Source organism: Photorhabdus tasmaniensis (assembly GCF_011189505.1).
GTDB lineage: Bacteria > Pseudomonadota > Gammaproteobacteria > Enterobacterales > Enterobacteriaceae > Photorhabdus > Photorhabdus tasmaniensis.
Genome location: NZ_PUJU01000265.1, coordinates 1 through 248 on the forward strand (window position 1 = coordinate 1; position 248 = coordinate 248).

The 248-nt window shown below is 53.6% G+C and carries 1 protein-coding gene; it reads right to left on the bottom strand.

Going from position 1 to position 248, the window contains the following annotated elements; all coding sequences use genetic code 11:
• On the bottom strand, nt 1–115 hold a 115-nt coding region (locus C5471_RS25165), incomplete at its 3' end, for an RHS repeat-associated core domain-containing protein (protein WP_339959330.1).
• Nucleotides 116–248: the final 133 nt, after the last annotated feature.

Consider the following 248-nt stretch of genomic DNA (forward strand, 5'->3'; position numbering starts at 1 on the left):
TTCGAAGGGCCTTGCGTTTATGGTATCCAGTAGGATCACAACCCGCCAATCCCAGAGGATCAATCCAATTCGCCGGATTATGAACGTACGCATACGGATTCAGGCCCCCTGCCAGCCCTAGCGGATCTTAGGGACTATCCCGACGCCATCATACCGTTGAGCGGACTTTTCCCCTTGATTTAGCAGCCTTTTTCTCCGCCGCGTTTTCCCACCCTGTTAAAGAACCTATCAACTCGTCCCGACGGGCA